Below are 19,812 nucleotides of genomic sequence, written 5' to 3'. Positions count from 1 at the left end.
GTATATCTCAGTTCAGATATTGAGCCGACATTAAGCATATAAGAGTATCTGTATTAGTTATCAGGACGGGTGAGTAGTTGGGGATTGGGGGATTGGGGACTGGGTGGACAAGGTAGACAAGGTAGACAAGGTAGTATTGATTTCCTAACTTAGCACCAGTTAAACGCCGCGCTACCACTAACACCACTCATTACTCATTACTCATTACTCATTACTCAGCACCGGCTAAACGCCGCGCTACCGCTAACACCACTCAGCACTAAAATTGCTACAAAGGTATGCGATTGTGCATAATTCAAAGCTAGACCGTTCATTTTCTCCTCAACCGATTTTACGGCGAGCCATTTTTTTAGCTATTTTTGTATCTTTTACATCCATAGGAATCAGTGTTTTTACAGCATTTAGAATCAGGGAAGCGTCCAGTCAGAAGGTACAAGCACCAACAACATTATTCACAGAGCTAAAAACAATAACCGCTTTAGGACGAATTGAACCCAAGGGGAATGTTATTCAACTTTCGGCGACTACATCCAGTGAAGGCAGTCGGGTAGAGCAATTATTGGTAAAAGAGGGAGACAGGGTAAAAGCTGGACAAGTAATTGCGATTTTAGACAGCCACGACAAGTTAGAAGCTGCCTTAAAAGCAGCAAAAGAAAAGGTAAAAGTCGCACAAGCTAATCTAGACCGCACTAAAGCCGGAGCGAAAAAAGGGGAAGTGACAGCCCAACAAGCCATCATAGCTCGTCTGCAAGTAGAAGCTAAAGGTGACATAGCTGCACAAACTGCTACGGTAGCAAGATTACAAGCCGAAGTGCAGAACGCTTTAATAGAAAATCAACGTTATCAAACACTGTATCAACAAGGGGCAATTTCTGCTTCCCAAAGTGATAGCCAACGCTTGCGCCTAGAAACTGCCCAAAAGAACCTGCAAGAAGCTCAAGCACAGCTACAACGCCTGCAAATGAGCAGCCAGCAAAAACTACAAGAAGCCGAAGCTAACTTAGCACAAATCACCGAAGTTAGGGGTGTAGACGTAGTAGCAGCAGTAGCCGAAGTCAATAGTGCTTTAGCAGCGATGAATCAAGCCCAGGTTAATCTTAACCAAGCTTACGTGCGATCACCCCAAGATGGACAAGTCTTAGCAATTCACACCCAACCAGGAGAAATAGTTTCCAGTAGTGGGATTGCTGAAATTGGACAGACTAGTCAAATGTACGTCATCGCCGAAGTTTACGAAAGCGACATCAGCAAAGTCAAAGTTGGACAGTCAGTGCGAATCATTGGTGATTATCTACCCGCAGAAATGCAAGGTACTGTTGAACGCAAAGGCTTACAAATCAAGCGACAAAACGTCGTCAACACAGACCCCACAAGCAACATTGACAACCGAGTTGTAGAAGTCCAAATCCGTCTCAACACCACCTCTAGTCAACAAGCGGCTGATTTAACCAATATGCAAGTTAAAGCAGTAATCGAGTTGTGATACCAATTCAAAATTCAAAATTCAAAATTCAAAATTAAGAAATCCCTATTTTGTAAGGGGTTCTTAATTTGGATCTGTTTTATGACTTTAGTGAATTGGTATGAGAAGGCAAAAGGTAAAAGGTGAAATATCTTTCCTCTACATCCCTAAACTCACTCCCAATCCCCAATCCCAAAATTATGTTTCAACAACTACGACGGCGGACACCTTTAGGTTGGCTGCAATTAAGTCATGAAAAAAGTCGGCTGTTAGTAGCATTATCAGGTATTGCTTTTGCGGACTTACTGATGTTTATGCAGCTAGGATTTCAAGCCGCTTTGTATGACAGTAATACTCAGCTACATCGCAACTTACAAGCAGATATTATTCTCATCGGCTCACAAACTCGCAACCTACAACGCATTTCTACCTTTTCTCGACGGCGATTATATCAAGCATTAGATGTTCCGGGGGTAAAGTCAGCAGAGGCGATGTATGTGAGTAATATGGTGTGGAAAAACCCTCAAACCCGCCGTGATACAGAGATTTTAGTGATTGGGATTAATCCAGATAAACCTGCTGTTGATTTTCCTGAAGTTAACCAAAAGCGTTCAGAAATCAAATTACCAGATACAGTTTTATTCGACCGTGCAGCCAGGGGAGATTATCAAGCAACCATTGCTCAATTAGAACAGGGTCAAACCGTCAAGACAGAATTAGAACGGCGGACAGTTACTATTAGTGGGTTATTTAAATTAGGGGCTTCCTTTGGGGCTGATGGGACGTTAATTACCAGTGATGAAAATTTCCTGCGGTTTTTTCCTCGACAACAAGTTTCTAGTGTCAGTTTAGGCTTAATTAAATTAAAACCAGGGGCGAATATTCAACAAGTGCAAGCTGCTTTACAATCACGGCTATCACAAGATGTTAAAGTGTTAACCCATCAGCAATTTATTGAATTTGAAAATAATTTTTGGCGGACTAATTCTCCCATAGGATTCATTTTTAGCATTGGGGTATCAATGGGTTTTGTAGTAGGCGTAATTATTGTTTATCAGGTTTTATCTACAGATGTGAATGCCCATCTGAAAGAATATGCCACCTTTAAAGCCATAGGATATCGTCATTATTACCTGCTAGGTGTGATTTTTGAAGAAGCTGTAATTTTAGCCTTATTAGGATTTTTCCCAGGGTTAGTAGTATCTTTAGGACTTTATCAATTAACCCGTAGTGCCACTAATTTACCCATCTACATGACCATCATGCGCGCATTGCAGGTATTGATACTAACTATTATTATGTGTGCAATTTCGGGTGCGATCGCCACACGTAAACTACAAGCCGCCGACCCCGCAGATATGTTTTAGTCAATAGTCAATAGTCAATAGTCAACAGTCAATAGTTATTAACACTTCTTCTTCCTTGTCTACCTTGTCTACCTTGTCCACCTTGTCTACCTTCCAATGCCCCATTCCCAATTCCCCATTCCCTAATCATGTTTACTGCCATTTCTATTCGGAATCTTGACCATTACTTTGGTAATGGTTCACTGCGTAAGCAAGTTTTATGTAATATCAACTTGGAAATTAATCAAGGTGAAATTGTAATTTTAACCGGGCCGTCTGGTTCTGGTAAAACTACATTATTAACCTTAGTGGGTGGATTGCGTTCTGCACAGTGTGGGAGTTTACAAGTGTTAGGACGAGAACTCTGTGGTGCGGATGCGGAAAAATTAGTCCAGGCGCGACGCAATAACGGCTATATATTTCAATCTCATAACCTCCACGGTAGTTTAACAGCACTACAAAACGTCAAAATGGGCTTAGAGTTACACCAGCATATTGAACTTGAGGAAATAGAAACTCGTGCAGTGCAGATTTTAGAACAAGTGGGGTTAGGAAATCGCCTCCATTATTATCCCAGCCAAATGTCTGGAGGTCAAAAACAAAGAGTGGCGATCGCACGCGCTTTAGTCAGCCATCCCCAAATTGTTTTAGCTGATGAACCTACAGCAGCTTTAGATAGCCAGTCTGGTCGAGATGTAGTCAACCTGATGCAAAAACTTGCTCAAGAACAAGGTTGTACTATCTTGATGGTGACTCATGACAATCGCATCCTCGACATTGCTGATCGCATTGTACATATGGAAGACGGCAAATTAGTCAATAGTCAGAAGTCATTAGTCATTAGTCATTAGTAAACAGTCATTAGTAAACAGCCAACACTGTTGGGGCTTCCAGAAAATAAACTATCTAATTTATCTGCTTCCAAACAACTGTCTTTCCCCCTGCACCCTGCACCCTGTCCCCCTGCCTCATACCTGCCCCCCTTGCCATCAAGGTAAGTTCCTTCACCCTTCCTCATTCTTCACATACTTGTCGTATGGTCGTAATATTGCTGCCATAACTCTCTGACATAGTAATAATGTATTTGGTTACAAAATGCTTTTTTTGGGTTACAAGGTAGGTCTTCCTGCCTTTTTTATTGCCAAATTTCCGAGATGACATTCTCTAAACGAGAGATACAGACTATTTAACTCTAGAATCCCCTGCATCTAGTACAAGCTGATGCGGGGGATTTTGTCAATCAGAATCTAGAGCTATCAAGAAAAATAATACATAAATTATCTCTCAATTCCCTATTCCTCATTCCCCATTCCCCGTTTCCTGCCAAGGCTATGAACTTTCAAGTTAGAACAGAATCGCTATAGATGTACGGTTATTTTCAAAAAACAGGTAGGGTTACTGTATCTATAGATATTGTTTATTAATTTAAAATCATAATTATTTATGCTTGGGACTATACCTAGCAAAAACAAAATCTCTCATCTTAGAAAAAAAACTTAAAGATAATTTTTACAGGAGGCTGGTAGATGGCTGCAACCGACTTCAAGGACTATTACGCGATTTTGGGAGTTAGTAAAACTGCCAGTCCTGAAGAAATTAAACAGGCGTTTCGCAAACTAGCCCGCAAGTATCACCCTGATGTTAATCCTGGTAATAAGCAGGCTGAAGCAAGCTTCAAAGAAGTGAATGAAGCTTATGAAGTGTTATCAGATGCAGATAAACGCAAAAAATACGACCAATTTGGTCAATATTGGCGACAGGTAGGGGATGGTGGCTTCCCTGGTGGTGCTGGTGTTGATATGAATGGCTTTGACTTTAGTCAATACGGCACTTTTGATGAATTTATCAACGAATTACTAGGACGCTTTGGCGGTGGTGCGCCTCGTGGTGGAGGCAGGCAAAATTATTCCTATCGCACCCCTGGCGGCCGACCTGGGGGTGGCTATGGTGGTTTTGGGGACTTCGGGTTTCAAGATGTAGGCACAGGTGGCGCGCAAGATACGGAAGCGACGATTACTTTAACTTTTGCTGAAGCATTTGCAGGTACTCAAAAGCGTTTTAGCCTGGGTAATGAAAATTTAGAAGTTCGTATCCCTCCTGGTGCAAAACCTGGTAATCGTTTACGGGTAAAGGGTAAAGGTCAATTTAACCCCATGACTCAACAACGGGGTGATTTGTATTTAAAAGTAGAATTACAACCACACTCATTTTTCCAAATTGAAGGGGATAATTTAGTCTGTGAAGTCCCCATTACACCCGATGAAGCTGCTTTGGGTGCGTCAATTGATGTTCCGACTCCCGACGGTAGTGTAAATGTGAAGTTACCGGCTGGTGTCCGTTCTGGTCAATCCTTGCGTTTGCGGGGTAAAGGTTGGCCTTTAACCAAAGGTGGCAGAGGCGACCAGTTAGTGAAAGTGGCGATCGCACCACCAAAAGACATGAGCCAACAAGAACGAGAATATTATGAGAAAATCCGGGCTATCCGTACTTATAATCCTCGGAGTCATTTACAGCAAGTCAAACTGTAAAATTTAGCTCAAAATCATGAATAGGCGATCGCATCTGATTGAGATTCAAGTCTGGGTGCGATCGCCTTGTGATTTTGATAATAATTGCTGAAGAAACTTCTGTGCTACAAATAATAAACTCTTTGTGATCCCTACCAGTATTGGGTTCTAATTAAATGTCTTAACTGTCCACACAATTATTTAAGTAAAATCTTAACTGTCCTAAATGTTATTGCATTTCCTTATTAAAGATGGGATTATGCTAAGGCAAAATTCCAAATTTATGTAAAAAAATACCATTATTTTCAAATATCAAATAAAACATAATAAATCGAATAATTTTGTAAATAGTAAAAACTATCTTAGTCATACAGAGTAAAAATTATTGGTTCAGGATGAGTTGAATCTCACCAAGTTAACAAATGCAAAAAAATGAATTCTTTAAGTAAACCGTCTTATCGTATCGTTGCCATTCATGGAGAAGGAATTGGAGCAGAGGTTGTAGAAGCCTCCCTCAAAGTTTTGCAATACGTTGCTAAATTGGAGAAATTTAACTTACAAGTAGACTACGGCTGGCTTGGTAAAACAGCCTTAGACAAATTTGGGAGTTACTTTCCTAAAATCACAGCTGACTTATGTGATGGCTCGGACGGGATTGTATTTGGTGCAGTTACTCAAGGTGGACTGCTAGAACTGCGAAAACACTACGATTTATTTTGTAATCTGCGTCCAATTCGGATGTTTGACAGTCTGCTGGATAAATCTAGCCTCCGGCCAGAAAAAGTCCAAAATCTAGATATACTCGTGATTCGAGAATTAGTCAGTGGCATTTATTTTGGCCCTGCGGGGAGGTCTGTAGATGAGCGGGGAGCCTATGGATATCACACCATGCTCTACTACGATGACGAAATTCGCCGGATTGCGCGACAAGCCCTGCAAAAAGCCCAAAAACGTCGCGGACTATTAACTGTCGCCCACAAAGAAAATGCTTTACCTCATTTACCTTGGACTCGTCTAGTACAAGAAGAAGCTAGCAACTTTCCTGGCGTGATTGTAGAGCCAATGTTGGTAGACAACCTAGCCATGCAAATGGTTTTAAATCCCCAAAGATTTGATGTGATTTTAGCTAGTAATTTGTTTGGGGATATTCTCAGTGATATTGGCGGAGCATTAATTGGATCTGTGGGTTTATTAGGGTCAGCGAGTCTCAATGCAAATGGCTTTGGACTATACGAAGCCATCCACGGTACAGCTCCAGACATTGCAGGAAGAGGAATTGCTAATCCCTTGGGAACATTGGGAGCTTGTGTTTTAATGCTGCAACAATGGGGAGAAGCTGGTGCTGTCCAACGTATTCTCGCAGCACAAGATAGAGTTTTAGCGAAAGGATATCGAACCGCTGATTTGTCTCCTCAAGGCTCAGAAATATTAGTCAATACTGAAGAACTAATTGACCTTTTATTAGAAGAACTTTCTCGCGCACAAGATTCTGAATTCGGGGTGCTTTATGAGTCATACAGATAAAATCTTATATCTAGGAGATGATATCAATACTGATGATATTATTCCTGCCAATCGAGCTACTACATATGATCCAGAAAATCTCAAAAACTATGCTTTAGAACATGTGATTGGCATAGGAGAATTACAAAAATATAACGTGATTGTCGCCGGGAAAAATTTCGGCTGTGGCTCTAGTCGAGAAATTGCCCCCATAGCCTTGAAAGCCGCCGGTATTAAAAAGATTCAGGCACAATCTTTTGCAGAAATTTTTTATAGAAATAGTATCAATATTGGGCTAGCTTTAGAGATTCTCGGAGAAAAACAAGAAAATCCGGTAGTTGATGCGATCGCTCAAGCAGGTGGACTGATACCCTTTAATCAGATGCGTCGTCAGGGCAAAATTACCGTTCCTCAGAGCGTCACACCCCCAAGACCCATGACTTTAGTTGAGAAACTCCTAGCTAAAGCCTCCGGTAATTCCTACGTCCGACCTGGAGAAGTGGTATTTGCCCAAGTAGATTTAGCCCTCTCTCATGATGCCGTAGCCGCGCCTGTAGCTAAGACATTCTATGAAAACTATGGAGAAGGGGCAAAATTGTGGGATGCACAAAAGGTAGTTTTAGTTGCCGACCACTTCATCCAAGTCAATGATATCCGTGATGACCGCCGAGCTGACCTGATGTATGAGCAGATGATTCAGTTTGCTCAAGACCAAGGATGTCATTTATTTGACATGGTTTCCCCTGGTGAAGCCGCAGGGATTTGTCACGTTTTACTCCCAGAAAAGGGATTTGTCCGCCCAGGAATGATCATCGCCGGTACAGATTCCCATACTTGCACCCACGGAGCATTAGGAGCTTTTGCCACAGGGGTCGGCACTACAGACATGGCCAATATCTATGCTACGGGGGATATGTGGATGCGTGTGCCATCCACACTAGTGTTTGAATTATCTGGAAATCTCCCACCCCATATCAGTGCTAAGGATATTATCTTGTTTATCCTGGGGCAACTTGGTTGTGCAGGGGCGACGGGTAAAGTGATGGAGTTTAGAGGCTCCATCCTCGCTCAACTACCCTTTGATGAGCGTCTGACTCTAGCTAATATGGCAGTGGAATGCGGGGCTATTTGTGGTTTGATTGTCCCTGATGAAATTACCCGCAATTATGTCAACAGTCGCTCTCAGCAGGAATTTACAGAGATCATCGCCGATGCTGATGCGGAGTACGAAAAAGTTTATCAATTTGACCTCAGCCACCTAGAACCACAAGTGGCGCGTCCTCCCAAACCAGACCAAGTAGTACCCATTAGTCAGTTAGAAGATACTCCCATTACTAAAGCTTTTATCGGCTCTTGTACAGGCGGAAAACTCTACGATTTAGCTCAAGCGGCGGAAGTATTACAGGGTCGTCAACTAGCAGACGGCGTGAACTTATATATAGTACCTGCTTCTATAGAAATTCGTGAACAAGCGCAAGCTCTGGGCTATTTAGATATTTTTGCCCAAGCGGGGGCGCAGATTCTCAAGTCAGGTTGCGGAGCTTGTATCAACTCTGGAATTGGGGTATTGGACAAAGAAGAAGCTGGGATTTATGCCACCAATCGCAACTTTAAAGGCCGCAGTGGTGATCCCACAGGTAAAAACTATTTAGCTTCCCCAAGAACGGTAGCGATATCAGCTGTCAAAGGCAAAATTAGCCACCTTTTAGATTAAACACGACACTAAGTAGATTACGAATGAATCAGGAGGAAAATGTTAAAAATTTAGCTTTATCTGAGTGGAAGTGACTGTAATATCGCTTAGTCTAGACTCTGAGATTAGTTTTTTAATTTATATGAAAGACTCGAATCTCGTACCAGTGAAAAAGTTTGTACCAAAAAAATCAGGAGTCAAGTTCATGAACACCGACGACATCATTAAGAAAGTAGCAGGATTAGGTCTTCCTGGCATAGTTCTGTTAGTCTTAGCAATTTCATCAGCAGGTAGTAATGCAGCAATTGTTGCTGCTCTCACATCAGCAGGCGGGCCTTTTGGCATCCTTGGCGGTATTGGTCTACTCGGTCTAACAGGACTTGTAGGAGATAGCCTTTCAGGAATTGGTCTAGAAGCCATTCTCAAGGGTGTCTATTCAGAACGGAAAAAAACCGATTCATTAAGATTGTTGCTTAAAGAAATTCAAGATTTACCAATTTCAGATGAGCTAAAAATCAAACTGCAAGATCATCTCAATGCAGACACTACGACCAATAGCGAATCTGTAGAAGAGCCAAGGACAGTGGAAATTGTCGAAGAATAATTGCACTGTTAAATTTGGTGACATTTGAGCATAAATGCCGCTAAATAGTTGTTTTTATAAGTTTGGAATCGGGTTAAATACAAAATTGTATACCGTAAGTGCGAAATCATACGCAGTCTTGCCAAACTCCAAAATGGCCTCTGAGTTTGATGTCATTAGATTAATCTCTCAAAGGCCATTTCCGTAGTATTTGAGTTTCAATTTGTTGGCGATCGCATTTTTTTCGACGTTGTTTTCCAAGTTAAAAAAACTTTTTAATAATATAAATAGATGAATGTAAATTAAATGTATTCACCAAAATCATAATCCTGAACAATAAACTCGTATATATTGATTGCTGCTATTTTTTATTTTTTTATACAAAAATCATGGAAGAAATGCTAACTGAATCTGCTATAAACCTTGAGAATTTTACTAATTTAACAACACAAGAACTACATCAAATATTGGTGGAATGGAATAATACATCTGTAGATTATCCTCAACATTTGTGCATACAAGAATTATTTGTCGCACAAGTAGAGAAAACACCAGATAATATTGCGATCGCCTTTGAAGGTCAACAACTTACCTATCAACAGTTGAATCACCGAGCTAACCAAGTAGCTCATTATCTACAATCTTTGGGTGTAAAACCAGAAGTATTAGTCGGGATTTGTCTTGAGCGTTCCTTAGAAATGATCATTGGCCTCTTAGGAATCCTCAAGGCTGGTGGTGCATATTTACCATTAGATCCGACATATCCCCAAAACCGTCTGTCTTTCATGTTGTCAGACTCACAAACGCCATTGCTGTTAACTCAGCAAAAGTTTGTTGGTCAATTTGCTGCAAGTAATGTAAAGACTGTCTGTTTAGATACGGATAGAGAATTAATTGATTCTCAAAGCCAAGATCATCCTCATAGTGATGTCACCTCAGAAAATCTGGCTTATGTAATTTATACATCCGGTTCCACAGGCACACCCAAAGGCGTTGCTGTCCCCCATCGGGCTGTAAATCGGCTCGTATGCAACACCAATTATGTGCAGTTTACCTCTGCTGAACGCACAGCCCAAGCCTCGAACACTTCCTTCGATGCAGCCACCTTTGAGATTTGGGGTTCATTGCTGCATGGTGCGACCTTAGTGGGTGTTCCGCAGAATGTTCTGCTCTCACCCCTAGATTTTGCCGCCTACATCCGTGATCACAAAATTAACGTATTATTTTTAACTACGGCTTTATTTAATCAGTTAGCTAATATTGCGCCCCAAACATTTCAAGACTTGCGCTACTTGCTATTTGGTGGCGAGGCTGTAGATCCCAAGTCTGTGAAAACGGTGCTGGAGAATGGCGCACCACAACATTTGCTGCACGTTTATGGCCCAACTGAAAATACAACGTTCTCTTGTTGGTATCAAGTTGAGGATGTCCCAGAAGGGGCTACAACTTTACCCATTGGTCGCCCAATATCAAATACACAAATCTATATACTAGACTCCCAACTACAACCTGTTCCCGTTGGTACTCCTGGGGAAATTTATATTGGTGGTGATGGTTTAGCCAAAGGCTACCTCAACCGTCCAGAGTTGACTGAAGAAAGATTTATTCTGCATCAGTTGCCAGAGGTAGGAGAAACCAGATTATATAAAACCGGAGATTTAGCTCGTTATTTACCAGACGGTAATATTGAGTTTGTCGGGCGAGTCGATAACCAAGTGAAGATTCGCGGCTTCCGCATTGAATTAGGCGAAGTCGAAGCAGTTTTACATCAACACCCAGATATACAACAAGCGGTGGTAATTGTCCGCGAAGATGTTCCTGGTGATAAGCGGTTGGTTGGGTATATTGTTCCTCAGCCAGAATCAGCAGTCAGCGCCACAACTGTAAAACACTTTCTAGAAGAAAAGTTGCCTACCTATATGGTTCCAGCAGCTTTGATGATGCTTGATTCCTTACCTTTGACCCCAAATGGTAAGGTAGACCGCCGCAGTCTTCCAGCCCCGGCGCGGACACGCCCCGATTTGGAAGAAGCTTTTGTTGCACCTCGTAACCCTATTGAAGAGAAGTTAGCCTCTATTTGGGCGGAATTATTGGGACTGGATCTAGTAGGAATCAATGATAACTTTTTCTGTTTGGGTGGTCATTCTCTGATTGTGACTCAGATGCTGTCTCGTGTGCGGGAAGTTTTCTCAGTTCACATATCCTTTACTCAGATATTCGCCAATCCTACCATTGCTGCTGTAGCTCAACTCATAGCCCAAGGCGGGGAAGAATCACAATGGCAACGTCCTGTCATCCAACGCATTTCTCATGAAGGACTTGTACCAGTTTCCTTCTCTCAAGAGCGTATCTATTTTGTTCATAAATTAGCACCCGAAAATAGTGCTTACCAATTCCAAGCCACGATGGATATTAAAGGTGTCTTGGACATTGCAGCACTACAACGTTCTTTAGATGAGATTGTCAAGCGTCATGAAATCTTCCGCACCACTTATCAGGAAGTGAATGGTCGCCTATATCAAGTAATTCACCCCCATCCAGGAGCCGCTTTTAGATTCGTTGACCTGCGAGATATTCCTGAACCTGAAAGGGAAGTAGAAGCACAAAAGTTAGTCGAAGCAGAAGTTCTCACACACTTAGACCTGACACAACTACCTATAGTTCAATGGGCTGTATTTCAGTTGAGCGACCAGGAATATATATTGACCCATGTTGAGCATCACATGGCTCATGATGGTTGGTCATTTAACGTCTTTTTGGGTGAGTTGGTAGCACTGTATGAAGCTTTCTCGGCGGGTAAACCTTCCCCACTACCTGAATTAAGTTACCAGTTTGCGGATTTTGCTACTTGGCAGCGTGAATGGGCGAAAACCCCAGAAGCTCAAGCCCAGTTGGCTTATTGGCAACAAAAATTAGCAGGGATTCCGCCGTTGTTGGAATTACCTTACGATCGCCCACGTCCTAAAGAACAAACTTATAATGGCGATCACGTCAGGATGGAATTACCCGTCGATTTGTGCGAAGACCTGAGAGTTTTCAGTCATCAAGAAGGTGCAACCTTATTTATGACGATGCTGGAAGCTTTCATCATCCTGTTACATCGATACATTGGCCAAGACGATATTTTTATCGGGTCTGCGGTTGCGAATCGCCGGATACACCAAATCGAGAAGATTATGGGGATGATTGTCAATAACTTGGTGTTACGCACCGATGTATCAGGTAATCCCACCGTGCGGGAATTACTCGACCGTGTGCGCCAAGTGACAATGGAAGCTTACGCCAACGAAGACGTACCTTTCGATAAGGTGGTAGAGGCGATTAGACCAGTCCGTAACCTGAGCCATAATCCCTTGTTTCAGGTGATGTTCAGTTTCCATAACTCCGCCAAGCCGTATTTGAAATTCCCTGGCTTTGACTTCTTCTTGCATGAACCAGCGAGTAACAAATCTGCGAAGTTTGATATTGACTTCCTAGTTATTCCACGGTTTGAACAAAGCGTACAGCACGGCGCGAAAACCGGAGCTAAAGGAATTACCTTAGTTTTGGAATATAACAGCGACCTGTTTGATGCTGACACCATGCAAGAGATGTTAGAGCAGTATCAACAGGTACTCATTGAGATGCTGGCCAACCCAGAGCAACAAATTGGGCAAATACCTCTGGTTACGCCATCTCAGCAGCAATTAATAGAAGAATGGACGCAAAAACATCGGGAATATACACAGAAAGACTGTATCTATAAGTTATTTGAACAGCAAGTACAATTAACACCCGATACTGTAGCTGTAGAACAAGATGGGCAGAAATTAACTTACCGCGAATTGAGCGATCGCGCCAACCAAATCGCCCACTATCTGCAAAGTTTGGGAGTGAAGCCAGAAACCTTAGTAGGTCTATGCGTTGAGCGTTCCTTGGATATGATTGCAGGCTTACTGGGAATTCTCAAAGCCGGTGGTGCTTATGTTCCTATTGACCCTGCTTATCCCCAAGAACGTATTACTGAGATTGTGACAGATACCCAGCTTGGTATTGTACTCACACAGGCGCGATTCCAAGATAAATTAGCAGGTTACACAGGCAAAACAATTTGTTTAGACACAGATTGGCAAGCGATCGCCACCCACAGCACAGCTAACCCAGTTAGTGATGTTCAACTGGATAACCTAGCCTACATTATTTATACCTCTGGCTCTACGGGTAAACCCAAGGGCGTAATGATTGAACATCGTTCATTGCAAAACTTTGTTCTCACTGCCATTGAAGAGTATGGTATCAATGCTCAAGATAAAGTGCTGCAATTTGCATCTGTGTGCTTTGATACATCCATTGAAGAAATCTTCCCCTGTCTGTGTGTTGGTGCAACCTTAGTTTTACGCACCGAAGTTATGCTCAACTCTAGCGATGACTTTTGGCGGTGTTGCCAAACATCACAGTTGACTGTGTTGGATTTACCGACAGCATATTGGCATCAATTAGTCACAGAACTGCAACCCCAAGACTCACGTATTCCCGCCAGTTTGAGGACTGTAATTATTGGTGGTGAAGAAGCCCAACTAGAAAAAGTGCAACGTTGGCACAGTAGTATTGCTCACATTTCCCCATCACCCCAATTATTTAACAGCTACGGCCCAACAGAAGCCACAGTCGTCACCACCCTAGAACGCCTCACCCCAGAATTAACCTCCGTCAGCATTGGTAAACCAATTAGCAATGCTCAACTTTATGTTTTAGATCAATATCTGCAACCCGTACCCATAGGAGTCCCAGGGGAACTGCATATTGGGGGAGCAGGACTAGCCAGAGGTTATTGGCAACGTCCTGAACTCACCGCCGAGAAATTCATAGATTTTTCCACTCCCAAACCCCTAAAACTCTACAAAACCGGCGATTTAGTCAGACTGCGGAAAGATGGCAATTTAGAATACTTGGGACGAGTTGACAACCAAGTGAAGATTCGCGGCTTTCGCATTGAGTTGGGAGAAATTGAAGCGGTATTGAGACAACATCCCCAAGTGTCGCAAGCTGTGGTAATTGCTCATGAAGAAGTTCCCGGACAAAAGCGGCTTGTGGCTTATGTTGTACCACAAGCACCAAAACCAACCATTGACGAAATGCGTGATTTCCTCAAGCAGAAACTCCCGCATTTCATGATTCCGGCGGCGTTTATGTTGTTGGAAAGTATTCCGATGACTCCTAACCAAAAGGTAGATTATCGTGCTTTACCAACACCTGACTTTTCTCGTAGTGCGGAAGATAAATTTGCAGCACCCCGCACACTCATAGAAGAGAAATTAGTAGCGATTTGGTCGGAAGTTCTCAGAATAGAAAATGTTGGCATTCACGATAACTATTTTGAACTGGGTGGAGATTCAATTCTCAGTATTCAGTTAGTTTCTAAAGCTAATCAGGCGGGTATCCAAATTGCAGCTAAACAGCTATTCAAATATCAAACCATTGCTGAGTTAGCTACTGTAGCGGGTATCACTCGCCAAATCAACGCCCAACAGGGATTAGTAACTGGTGATGTAGGCTTAACACCGATTCAACAGTGGTTTTTCGAGCAGAAATTACCCCAAACCAATTACTTTAACCAGTCAGCATTACTGGAAGTACCAACAGACGTACAACCTAAGTTATTACAGCAGGTAATCGAACAACTGTTATTACATCACGATGCTTTACGTCTGCGGTTTGTGCAGCAAGGTGAAACCTGGGAACAAATTCACACCACCCAGGAAACTGTACCACTGAGCATTTTTGATTTATCGGATCTTGCACCAGCAGAACAAGATGCTGCTATCAAAGCTCAAGATGCTGAACTCCAGGCGAGTTTGGATTTAACCACCGGAAAAACCGCACAATTCGCCTTATTCCAGTTAGGAAGCGATCGCCCCAGTCGTTTACTCTGCATTATCCATCACTTAGCCGTTGACGGGGTTTCCTGGCGGATTTTACTGGAAGACTTAGCTACTGCGTATCAACAAATTAGCCGGGGTGAGGCGATTAAACTACCAGCTAAGACAACATCATGGCAATATTGGAGCGATCGCCTAACATCATACGCCCAAACCGAAGCCGTTAAACAGTTGGATTATTGGCTCAATCAATCGGATATCCCTGTAAACCCCTTACCAGTAGACTATCCATCTGATAACGAAAATAACACCATCGCCGCTACTGCATCTGTATCACTGGCTTTGACTGAAGAACAAACCCGCGCCCTATTACAAGATGTACCTTCTGCCTACAACACACAAATTAACGACGTACTTTTAACAGCATTAGTACAGAGTTTTGCTCAGTGGACAGGCGAAAATTCTTTAGTCATCGATTTAGAAGGACATGGAAGAGAAGACTTATTTGAAGATGTAGACTTGTCGCGGACTATTGGCTGGTTTACCACCTTATTTCCCGTCGGGTTACAACTCAAAGACAATGAAAATTTAGGAGACGCTTTAAAGTCAGTCAAAGAACAACTACGACAAATTCCCAACCGAGGAATCGGTTATGGCGTATTGCGATATCTGCACGCAAACACCACCATCCGCGAAAAATTAGCCTTCCGACCACCAGCACAAGTTAGTTTTAACTACCTTGGTCAATTTGATCAAGTGCTGAGAGCATCTGAAAACTTGGGTGCAGCCCAAGTTTTCAAATCAGAACAAAGCCCACTCAATACACGCTCTCACCTGTTAGGAATAAGCGGCTTTATTCGTGCAGGAAAACTAGAAATGACCTGGAGTTATAGCGAGAAAATTCACAAACGAGACACCATTGAGAAATTAGCTTCACAATTCATAGAAGCCCTAAAAAATCTCATCTTTCACTGTCAATCAAAAGACAACCAAAGCTACACCCCCTCCGATTTTTCCGCCGCTAAACTCAACCAAAAACAACTAGACAAATTTCTCACCAAAATTAGCAAGAAGTAGTCAACAGTCAATAGTCAATAGTTTTCCCCCTTGTCCCCCTTGTCTACTTTTCCCCAGTCCCCAATCCTTCTTTAATTTTGAATTTTGAATTTTGAATTGATAAGTCCCCAACCCAGAGGTAATAATGCAAAACATCGAAGACCTTTATGAACTTTCACCTATGCAACAAGGGATGTTGTTTCATACCCTTTATGCACCAGAGTCAGAAGTTTATTTTGAGCAATTAGTTTGCATACTCTCTGGGGAATTGAATTTTCCGGCGTTCCAAACAGCTTGGGAACAGGTTGTGGCGAGACATTCCGTGTTACGCAGTTCCTTTTATTGGGAAGAGATAGAAAAACCCTTGCAAGTGGTGAGTAAGCAGGTGGATCTTCCGTGGGAGAGGCTGGACTGGCGGAATTTTGCACCTGATGAACAACAGCAGCAGTTAGAAGAGTGGTTAAAAAGCGATCGCCAAAAGGGATTTACTCTTAATCAAGCCCCCCTGATGCGCTTTACCATCATTCAATTAGGGGAGCAAACTCACCAATTTATTTGGAGTCATCATCACATTCTTTTTGATGGCTGGTCAATGCAAATCGTTCTCAAAGAAGTCTTAGCTTTGTATGAAGCTAATCAGCGAGGTGAAGATTTACGCCTCCCAGGAGTTCGCCCCTATCGAGAATATATTGAGTGGTTACAGCAACAGGATATTGAGCAAGCGAAAAACTTTTGGCGCAAAACTCTTCAAGATTTAGAAGTTCCTAGTTTATTGGGAAGGAACATAAAAAGCGGAATATATCAGGAGCAACATTTTCAATTATCACCATCGGTAACTGAAAAATTGCAATCTGTAGCGAGACAGCACCATTTAACTTTGAATAATTTAGTGCAGGGCGCATGGGGATTATTAATTTCTCGCTACAGTGGGGAAAATGATGTAGTTTTTGGTGCAACTGTATCCGGCCGTCCTGCAACCCTAGAAAAAGTAGATGCAATGGTAGGGCTATTAATTAATACCCTACCAGTCCGATTAAAAATTACAGCCAAGACAGAATTATTAACCTATCTCCAACAATTACAAACCCAAGCTTTAGAACAGGAACAGTATGCTTATTGTTCTCTAGCAGAAATTCAACAAATGAGTGATATTCCCCCAGGAATGTCACTATTTGATAGTCTTTTGGTATTTGAAAATTATCCAGTAGATTCTAAACAAGCAACCCAAAAAACTTTAGAAGTTAAGCTGATTAGTTGTTTTGAACAGACTAATTACCCTCTGACTTTAGTAATTAATCCTGCTGCTCAATTCTCTGGCAGAATTGTTTACGATATTAGCTGCTTTGATGAGCAAACTATTAACCGGATGATTGGGCATTTCCAAACATTGCTCACAAACATAGTAGCTAATATACAACAAGAGATTGCTGAATTATCATTACTCAGCGCAGAAGAAGAAGCGCAATTAATTCAGCTAGAGAACCATCAAAAATCAGATGCTCTTGATTACAAATGTCTTCATGTGTTATTTGAAGAACAGGTAGACAAAACACCTAATGCAATAGCAATAACATATAAACAAGAAAATTTAACTTATCAAGAATTAAATCACCGCGCTAATCAATTAGCTCATTATTTAAAATCACTAGGAGTTAAACCAGAAATCCGAGTGGGAATTTGTGTTGAGCGTTCCTTGGAAATGGTTATTGGAATCCTCGCAATTCTCAAAGCTGGTGGTGCTTACGTCCCCATAGATCCAGCTTATCCCACTGAAAGAATAGCTTTAATTCTAGAAGATACACAAACACCAATCTTACTCACTCAAACTGATTTACAAAATAGACTCCCAATTAATAATCAAACTGTAGTGAATTTTGATACAGATTGGGAAATTATCTCTCAAAATTCACAAGATAATTTATTAACTGAAGTTACTCCAGAAAATTTAGCATATATTATCTACACCTCTGGCTCAACAGGAACACCAAAAGGGACAGAAGTTCCCCATCGTAGTTTCATCGGTTTTATGTTTGGAGTGGATTACATTCACTTTGATGAAAACCAGGTTTGGCTACAACATTCATCAATTTCTTGGGATGGACTCACCCTAGAAATGTGGCCAGCACTGCTGTATGGTGGACGCTGTGTTCTATATCCAGAAAAAATTCCCACACCAGAAGGTTTAAGTCAAATTATTCAAGGAGAAAAAGTTAATACTTTATTTCTCACTACAGCATTATTCAATCTGATGATTGATATCATGCCAGCAGGTTTATCAGAAATTAAACAACTGATATTTGGAGGAGAATCATTTTCTCTAATTCATGTTCGCAAAGCCTTAGAGTTATTGCCGAAAACCCAAATTGTTCATGCTTATGGGCCTTCGGAATGTACAGTGTTTACCTGTTGTTATCCTATTCCTCAACAACGGGCTGAAAACATTAACTCTCTTCCTATTGGTAAACCCATTGGCGATCGCACAGCTTACATCCTAGATAAAAATTTACATAGAGTTCCTGTAGGTGTAGTTGGTGAACTGTATGTAGGTGGCGCGAGTGTTGCTAGAGGTTACTTAAATCAACCAAAATTAACTAGTGAAAAATTTATTCCTAATCCTTTCCTTCCGGGAGATACACTTTACAAAACTGGGGATTTAGTTCGTCATTTACCTGATGGAAATTTGGAATTTATTGGACGAATTGATACACAAGTAAAAATTCGTGGTTTTCGCATTGAATTAGCAGAAATTGAAGCGATTTTAATTCAGCATCCCGACATTCAGCAAGTTGTAGTAATGGCGCGGGAAGATGAACCAGGGAAAAAATTATTAGTAGCCTATTTAGTGGTTGAAGATAATACACCAACTCCTAAGAGTTTACGAGATTTCCTCAAGGAAAAGCTTCCAGATTATATGATTCCGACTGCTTTTGTCTTTCTGGAAGCTTTACCTCTAACTTCTAACAGTAAAGTTAATCGGCGCGCTTTACCGATTCCTGACTATACGCAAAGAAATCTAGAGATTGATTTTATTGCTCCCAGCACACCAATCGAAAAAGAATTAGCCACAATTTGGACTGAAGTGCTGAAATTACAACAGGTAGGAATTCACGATAACTTTTTTGAGTTAGGGGGACATTCTTTACTAGCTACTCAAGCGATTTCTCGGTTAAGAGAAGTTTTTAATCTAGATTTCCCTTTGCGTTATTTGTTTGACAATCCTACTATTGCTGAACTTGCTCAAAAAGTGATGGAACAACAAATTGAGCAAGCAGAAAATGACGATTTGGCGAGAATTTTGGCAGAGGTAGATCAGTTATCAGAAGATGAGGTGACACAGCAATTAATGTTTTAACAACTAGCTATAGAAATTTAATCTAACAAATGCAAAATTCTCAGGATTTTAGAATATGTCACAGACTATTACATTATCGAATGTTGCGGACAAAAAGGAATTGATAGTTACTTTATTCTCTGCTGTTGATTCCTCTGACTGGAATTTACTTAAAAATTGTTTTGACAACAATATTATTTACGAACGTCCTGGTTATCAGCCTTTTATCGGGCTTGATAAACTACTCAGATTTTATCAGTATGAGAGAATTATTGCCTCTGGAAAACATCACATTGAATATATTGCAATTGATAATAATTATGGTGCTTGCTGGGGCAATTTTATTGGTACACATAAAAATGGCTCAAAAATTAATGAGCGTTTTGCGGATGTTTATTCATTTGAAAATGGTAAATTTAAAACTCGACGCAGTTACTTTTTTAGACCAGCAGTGTAAGTTATAAGAAATATAT

Annotated in this window: 10 protein-coding genes and 1 pseudogene; all 11 read left to right on the top strand. The window is 41.4% G+C overall.

Going from position 1 to position 19,812, the window contains the following annotated elements; genetic code table 11:
* Positions 1-286: 286 nt before the first annotated feature.
* The 11 genes and pseudogenes from CLI64_RS21745 to CLI64_RS21700 all read left to right on the top strand — a co-directional run bounded on the left by CLI64_RS21745 (position 287) and on the right by CLI64_RS21700 (position 19,796).
* Positions 287-1,483: an ABC exporter membrane fusion protein gene (locus CLI64_RS21745; protein ID WP_103139169.1), complete on the top strand. Its 1,197-nt coding sequence runs from the start codon at positions 287-289 to the stop codon at positions 1,481-1,483.
* Between the two features lie 179 nt (positions 1,484-1,662).
* The gene (gene devC, locus CLI64_RS21740) at positions 1,663-2,829 is read left to right on the top strand and encodes an ABC transporter permease DevC (protein ID WP_103139168.1); all 1,167 of its coding nucleotides are present in this window, start codon (positions 1,663-1,665) and stop codon (positions 2,827-2,829) included.
* A gap of 128 nt (positions 2,830-2,957) precedes the next feature.
* Positions 2,958-3,659 carry a DevA family ABC transporter ATP-binding protein gene (locus CLI64_RS21735; RefSeq protein WP_103139167.1) on the top strand — a complete coding sequence of 234 codons (702 nt, stop codon included), beginning with the start codon at positions 2,958-2,960 and terminating at the stop codon, positions 3,657-3,659.
* 675 nt (positions 3,660-4,334) lie between these two features.
* Positions 4,335-5,336, top strand: coding sequence for a DnaJ C-terminal domain-containing protein (locus tag CLI64_RS21730; RefSeq protein ID WP_103139166.1), 1,002 nt, complete (start codon positions 4,335-4,337; stop codon positions 5,334-5,336).
* Between the two features lie 411 nt (positions 5,337-5,747).
* Positions 5,748-6,839 carry an isocitrate/isopropylmalate dehydrogenase family protein gene (locus tag CLI64_RS21725; RefSeq protein ID WP_103139165.1) on the top strand — a complete coding sequence of 364 codons (1,092 nt, stop codon included), beginning with the start codon at positions 5,748-5,750 and terminating at the stop codon, positions 6,837-6,839.
* 133 nt (positions 6,840-6,972) lie between these two features.
* A pseudogene (leuD, locus tag CLI64_RS32220) lies at positions 6,973-7,122 on the top strand (3-isopropylmalate dehydratase small subunit); the annotation flags it as partial.
* 78 nt (positions 7,123-7,200) lie between these two features.
* Positions 7,201-8,532 carry an aconitase/3-isopropylmalate dehydratase large subunit family protein gene (locus CLI64_RS21720; protein WP_374703980.1) on the top strand — a complete coding sequence of 444 codons (1,332 nt, stop codon included), beginning with the start codon at positions 7,201-7,203 and terminating at the stop codon, positions 8,530-8,532.
* A gap of 184 nt (positions 8,533-8,716) precedes the next feature.
* Positions 8,717-9,115 carry a hypothetical protein gene (locus CLI64_RS21715; protein WP_103139163.1) on the top strand — a complete coding sequence of 133 codons (399 nt, stop codon included), beginning with the start codon at positions 8,717-8,719 and terminating at the stop codon, positions 9,113-9,115.
* 368 nt (positions 9,116-9,483) lie between these two features.
* Positions 9,484-16,029, top strand: coding sequence for a non-ribosomal peptide synthetase (locus CLI64_RS21710; protein ID WP_103139162.1), 6,546 nt, complete (start codon positions 9,484-9,486; stop codon positions 16,027-16,029).
* 124 nt (positions 16,030-16,153) lie between these two features.
* Entirely contained in the window at positions 16,154-19,360 is a 3,207-nt protein-coding gene (locus tag CLI64_RS21705; RefSeq protein WP_103139161.1) for a non-ribosomal peptide synthetase, read from the top strand.
* Between the two features lie 55 nt (positions 19,361-19,415).
* Positions 19,416-19,796 (top strand): nuclear transport factor 2 family protein, encoded by a 381-nt coding sequence (locus tag CLI64_RS21700; RefSeq protein ID WP_103139160.1) that lies wholly within the window; start codon positions 19,416-19,418, stop codon positions 19,794-19,796.
* Positions 19,797-19,812 lie beyond the last annotated feature (16 nt).

The sequence above is a fragment of the Nostoc sp. CENA543 genome (assembly GCF_002896875.1).
Classification (GTDB): Bacteria; Cyanobacteriota; Cyanobacteriia; order Cyanobacteriales; family Nostocaceae; genus Trichormus.
Note: the sequence above shows the minus strand (reverse complement) of the source record. Positions and strands in the feature narration are given on the sequence as shown.

What these genes read in the sequence shown, in the direction of transcription:
- CLI64_RS21705 (WP_103139161.1), top strand. Translation starts at nt 16,154, where the DNA reads ATGCAAAACATCGAAGACCTTTATGAACTTTCACCTATGCAACAAGGG.
- CLI64_RS21725 (WP_103139165.1), top strand. Translation starts at nt 5,748, where the DNA reads ATGAATTCTTTAAGTAAACCGTCTTATCGTATCGTTGCCATTCATGGA.
- CLI64_RS21715 (WP_103139163.1), top strand. Translation starts at nt 8,717, where the DNA reads ATGAACACCGACGACATCATTAAGAAAGTAGCAGGATTAGGTCTTCCT.
- CLI64_RS21720 (WP_374703980.1), top strand. Translation starts at nt 7,201, where the DNA reads ATGCGTCGTCAGGGCAAAATTACCGTTCCTCAGAGCGTCACACCCCCA.
- devC (WP_103139168.1), top strand. Translation starts at nt 1,663, where the DNA reads ATGTTTCAACAACTACGACGGCGGACACCTTTAGGTTGGCTGCAATTA.
- CLI64_RS21730 (WP_103139166.1), top strand. Translation starts at nt 4,335, where the DNA reads ATGGCTGCAACCGACTTCAAGGACTATTACGCGATTTTGGGAGTTAGT.
- CLI64_RS21700 (WP_103139160.1), top strand. Translation starts at nt 19,416, where the DNA reads ATGTCACAGACTATTACATTATCGAATGTTGCGGACAAAAAGGAATTG.
- CLI64_RS21735 (WP_103139167.1), top strand. Translation starts at nt 2,958, where the DNA reads ATGTTTACTGCCATTTCTATTCGGAATCTTGACCATTACTTTGGTAAT.
- CLI64_RS21710 (WP_103139162.1), top strand. Translation starts at nt 9,484, where the DNA reads ATGGAAGAAATGCTAACTGAATCTGCTATAAACCTTGAGAATTTTACT.